Here is a 663-nt window from a genome sequence, read left to right as displayed (position 1 = left end):
GGCGCGGCACCATGCGGGCCATCACGTGGACCACCGAGCGGTTCGACGGCGCGGGGATCTGGCAGACCGCACGCGCGCTCATCGACGACCCCTCCCCCTGGACCGAGGAAGCAGGCACGCCATGACCTATCTCATCGCCCTCGACCGCGTCGCCGTCCAGGAGTCGCTCCGCGTCCTGGCCGCCGCCCGCTCCACCGCCGACTGGGAGCTGCCGACCCCGTGCGCGGGCTGGACGCTGCGCCGCCTCGTGACGCACATGACCGCCCAGCACCACGGCTTCGCGGCGGCGGCGCGCGGTGCGGGCGCCGACCGGACGTACTGGATCGAGCAGGACCTCGGGCGCGACCCGCTCGCCCGTTACGAGGAGTCCGTACGGCACGTCCTGGCCGCCTTCGCGGAGCACGATCATCTGGAGCACGGCCACCACATGGGCGTCCCGCAAAGGGAGTTCGTGCTGCCCGAGCTCGGCGGCGGGCCCTTCCCCGGACACGTCGCCGTCGGCTTCCACCTCCTCGACCACGTCGTGCACGCCTGGGACATCGCGGAAGCCCTCGGCCTGACCGTCCGGCTCCCTGACCCCGTCGTGGCCGCCGCGCTCGGCGTCGCCCGCCGCGTGCCCACCGGCCCCGCGCGGCGCGGACCCGGCGCCGCCTTCGCCCCGCC

Annotated in this window: 1 protein-coding gene; it reads left to right on the top strand. The window is 75.4% G+C overall.

What is annotated here, in order from left to right; translation table 11 throughout:
- Window positions 1-121: 121 nt before the first annotated feature.
- Window positions 122-663 (top strand): TIGR03086 family metal-binding protein (locus AB8Z36_RS41360; RefSeq protein WP_369218478.1); only part of this gene is annotated, 542 nt, incomplete at its 3' end.

Source organism: Streptomyces flavofungini (genome assembly GCF_041028215.1).
Lineage (GTDB): Bacteria > Actinomycetota > Actinomycetes > Streptomycetales > Streptomycetaceae > Streptomyces > Streptomyces flavofungini_B.
Note: the sequence above shows the minus strand (reverse complement) of the source record. Positions and strands in the feature narration are given on the sequence as shown.